This window comes from Nocardiopsis sp. TNDT3 (assembly GCF_003427465.1).
Taxonomy (GTDB): Bacteria; Actinomycetota; Actinomycetes; order Streptosporangiales; family Streptosporangiaceae; genus Nocardiopsis; species Nocardiopsis dassonvillei.
Genome location: NZ_QPFC01000294.1, coordinates 1 through 3815, shown reverse-complemented (window position 1 = coordinate 3815; position 3815 = coordinate 1). Strand labels below are relative to the sequence as shown.

Sequence of the window (3815 nt, the reverse complement as noted above, 5' to 3'; positions counted from 1 at the left end):
CGTGGTCACCGCGATGCTCGCGGTGCTGCGCGCCAGGGGCGCCTACGTCCCGGTGCACGCCGACGACCCCGCCGAACGCGTCCGCCTGCTGGTCGCCGAGACGGGGGCGCCCTGCGTGCTCACCGACGCCGCCTCCGCCGACCGGGTGCCGCCGACCTGCACGGCGGTGCTGGTCGACGCCGCCGACGCCGCACCGGCCGCGGAGGTCGGGGCGCGTGGACTGGACGGCGCCCGCCCCGACCAGCTCGCCTACGTCATGTACACCTCCGGTTCCAGCGGCGCGCCCAAGGGCGTGGCGGTGACCCACGCCGACGTGGTGCGCCTGGCCGCGGACCGGCGCTGGTCCGGCGGGCACGCCCGGCGCACGCTCTTCCACTCCTCACACGCCTTCGACGCCGCCACCTACGAGATCTGGGCGGCGCTGCTCACCGGCGGCACCGTCGTGGTGGCCCCGCCGGGGCGCCTGGACGCGGACGGCTTCGCCTCCCTGGTGTCGGAGCACCGGGTCAGCGCCACCTTCGTCACCGCGGCGCTGTTCAACCTCTACGCCGCGCAGGACCCCTCCTGCTTCACCGGGATGGAGCAGGTCATCACCGGGGGCGAGGCGGCCAGCCCGCACGCGGTGGAGCGGGTGCGCCGCGCCTGCCCGGACACGATCGTGGCCAACGGCTACGGGCCCACCGAGACCACGACCTTCGCCGCCCACCACGCGCTGCCCCGGGAGGGCGCCACGCCCGAACCGGTGCCGATCGGCCGCCCCCTGGACGGCACCCGGCTGCACGTGCTGGACGAGCGGCTGCGGCCGGTGCCGGTGGGCGCGGTCGGCGAGCTGTACGTGGGCGGCCGGGTCACCCGCGGCTACCACGGCCGCCCCGGGCTGACCGCCGAGCGCTTCGTGGCCGACCCCTTCGGCGACGGCGGGCGGCTCTACCGCACCGGCGACCTCGTGCGCTGGAACAACTCCGGCGAGCTGGAGTACACCGGCCGCGCCGACTCCCAGGTCAAGCTGCGGGGCTTTCGCATCGAACCCGGGGAGGTGGAGGCGGCCCTGCTGCGCCTGCCCGACGTGGCGCAGGCCACCGTCCAGGTGCACCGCTCCGCCTCCGGAGCGCGCGGCCTGGTCGCCTACGCGGTCCGCGCTCCGGGAGCGGACGCGGACCTGCCGGACCTGCGCGAACGGCTGCGCCGGACCCTGCCCGACTACATGGTCCCGGGCGCCGTGGTGTTCCTGGACGCCATCCCCCTCAACGCCAACGGCAAGGTGGACCGGGCCGCCCTGCCCGAGCCCGCCGCCGAGCCCGGGGAGCGCGCCGCCCCGGACGCGGCCCCGCGCGGCGCCGTCGAGGAGGCGCTCGCGGATATCTGGGCGGAGCTGCTGCGGGTCGCGGACGTGGGCCGCCACGACAACTTCTTCTCGCTGGGCGGCGACTCGATCCTGAGCATCCAGATGGTCTCGCGGGTGCGCGAGGCCGGATGGAACATCACCACGCGCGACGCCTTCCTGCACCAGACCGTCGCCGACCTGGCCGCCGCGGCCGAGCGGGGCGGGGCCGCGGACGGCGCGCCCGTGCGGATCCCGGTCACCGGAACCGTCCCGCCCACGCCGGTGGAGCGCTGGTTCCTGCGCACCCGCACGCGCCGCCCCGAGCACTTCGACATGTCGCTGCTGTTCGAGGCGGCCGAGGGCACCGACCCCCGGCTGTGGGCGCGGGCCGCCGACAGCCTGCCCGCGCACCACGACATGCTGCGGCTGCGGGTCACCGACACCGCGGACGGCCCGCGCGGACACCTGGACGCCGACGCGGCGCCCGGCGCCAGGGTGGTGCGCGTGGACGGCGGCGACGGGGAGCTGGAGCGGGCGGTGGAGCGCGAGGCCCTGCGCGAGCGCCCCGCCAAACGGCTCGCGGAGGGGCCCCTGTTCGAGGCGGTGGTGTTCGACCCGGGCGGGCGCCGGGCTCCGCGCGTGCTGCTGTCGGCGCACCACCTGGTGGTCGACGCCGTGTCCTGGCGGGTGCTGCTGGAGGACCTGGCCACCGCCTACGGGCAGCTGGAGCGCGGGGAGGCGGTGGACCTGGGAGCGCCCACCACCCCCTTCCCCGAGTGGGCGCGCCGCCTCGGAGACCACACCGCCCGGGGCGCCTTCGACGGGGACGCCGGGTACTGGGCCGACCTCGCGACCCGGGCCGCGGACGCCCGCCTGCCGGTGGAGCTGGACTCGGGCCCCAACGACGTGGCCTCCCAGCGGATCGTCACGGCCTCCCTGTCGGCGGAGGAGACCGAGGCGCTGCTGCGCCGGGTGCCCGGCACGCTGCGCAGCAGCATCGACGACGTGCTGCTCGGCGCGCTGGGCCGGGTGCTGACCGACTGGAGCGGCGACCCCCGCCTGCTGGTGGCCAAGGAGGGCCACGGCCGCGAGGACCTGTTCGACGACGTGGACCTGTCCCGCACGGTGGGCTGGTTCACCGCCATCCACCCGGTGCTGCTGGAGGTCCCCCCGGGCACCGGCACGGCCGAGGCGGTGGCCGCCACCCGGGCCCAGCGGCGGGCGGCGCCGGAGGCGATCGGGTTCGGGGCGCTGCGCGAACTGGGCGGCGACGGGGTTCCGGCTCCGCTGGCCGCGATGCCCGAGCCCCAGGTGGCCTTCAACTACCTGGGGCGGTTCGGCGACCAGGACGGCGGCCCCGTGGGGCGCCTGCTGCCCCTGCCGCCGTGCGACCACGCCCCCCAGGAGGAGCGCACCGGCCTGTTCGACGTGACCGGCGGCGTCACCGGCGGGCGGCTGGAGTTCTCCTGGACCTACTCGGCCAACCGGCACCGGCCCGAGACGGTGCGGGCCCTGGCCGACGAGTACACCGAACGGCTGCGCGGCCTCGTGCGCGAGGCCGGGCGCGGGCGCGCGCGGAACCGCCGGGCGCGCTGACCGTGCCGCGCGAACGGCGCGCGGCACCCACGACAAGGAGACGGAACGACGTGAGCAACCCCTTCGACGACGAGGACGCCCGCTTCCTCGTGCTGGTCAACGACGAGGGCCAGCACTCCCTGTGGCCCGCGTTCGCCGAGGTGCCCCGGGGCTGGCGGGTGGCGCAAGGCGAGACCTCCCGGACCGAGGCGCTGGAGTACGTGGAGCGCGAGTGGACCGACCTGCGCCCGGCGAGCCTGATCGCCGCGCAGGAGGGCTGAACCCGCCGGGGGCGCGCGGGTCCGGCGCGTCCCCGGCCCTCAGGCGTCGCCGTTGTCGCGCAGCATGCGCAGCACCGCCTCCTCCACCCCGCCCTGGGTGGCGAGTTCGCCCGCGGACGCCTCACCGCCCAGTTCGGGCAGCGCCCCGGCGATCGTCACACCCCGCTCGTGCAGCCGGAAGACGCGGGGGTCGATGTAGGAGTCCCGGGCCACCGCCTCGGTGTTGCCCAGGTAGTCGGCCACCTCGCGGACCACGTGGGTCCTCAGCCGGGCCAGGGCCCTGTTGTCCTCGGGCGGCACGGCCACCGCCACCCCGACCGCGGCCAGGACCGTCGCGTGCCAGGTGCGGAACTCCTTGACCGTGTGCTCCTCCCCGGCGACCTCGCGCAGGTAGGAGTTGAGGTCGTCGGTGTTCACGTCGTGCCAGCCGTCTCCGACGCGGTAGGCGAACAGGTCCTGCCCCGGTGAGCGGACGCGCTGGAGGCCGGAGACCACCCGGCAGATCTCGGGTTCGGCGCACTCGACGCGCTGGTCCTGGCCGGACTTGCCGGGGAACTCGAACACCACCGTGCCGCGTCTGCGGTGGACGTGCTCGCGCAGCAGGCTCGCCACCCCGTAGGAGTCGTTGCGGGCGG

2 protein-coding genes and 1 pseudogene are annotated in these 3815 nt (G+C 76.4%); 2 read left to right on the top strand and 1 reads right to left on the bottom strand.

The window, feature by feature from the left end; all coding sequences use genetic code 11:
• Both DQW06_RS07945 and DQW06_RS07940 read left to right on the top strand, forming a co-directional pair.
• Positions 1–2920: non-ribosomal peptide synthetase (locus tag DQW06_RS07945; protein WP_117198223.1), on the top strand; the 2920-nt coding region annotated here is incomplete at its 5' end.
• A 50-nt stretch (positions 2921–2970) separates the two neighbouring features.
• Positions 2971–3180 carry an MbtH family protein gene (locus tag DQW06_RS07940; RefSeq protein WP_117198222.1) on the top strand — a complete coding sequence of 70 codons (210 nt, stop codon included), beginning with the start codon at positions 2971–2973 and terminating at the stop codon, positions 3178–3180.
• 39 nt (positions 3181–3219) lie between these two features.
• Here DQW06_RS07940 and DQW06_RS07935 read toward each other — a convergent pair.
• Positions 3220–3815, bottom strand: a pseudogene (locus DQW06_RS07935) (DNA topoisomerase IB); the annotation flags it as partial.